At 65.2% G+C, this 244-nt stretch carries 1 pseudogene; it reads right to left on the reverse strand.

The features are described from left to right. Positions 1 to 244 (reverse strand): annotated as a pseudogene (locus tag B2994_RS06700) (cysteine--tRNA ligase); the annotation flags it as partial.

The raw sequence follows: 244 nt of genomic DNA on the forward strand, positions 1-244 counted from the left end.
GCCAGCGTCTGATCGGACCACTCGAGCATCGAACGGTATTGCACGCTGCCGAGTGCGTAGCGCACCACCCACGCGGAATTGGACGCGAGCACCGACGGCACCGACAGGCCATTGCCCAGCGACTTCGACATCTTCTCGCCTTTGGCGGTCACCCACGCGGAATGCATCCAGCGCGCCGCCGAATCGTAGCCGGCCGCGCGAGTCTGGGCCATCTCGTTCTCGTGATGGGGGAACCGCAGATCCA

Origin of the sequence: Bifidobacterium sp. UBA744 (assembly GCA_002298605.1) — a bacterium.
In the GTDB taxonomy this organism is placed as follows: domain Bacteria; phylum Actinomycetota; class Actinomycetes; order Actinomycetales; family Bifidobacteriaceae; genus Bifidobacterium.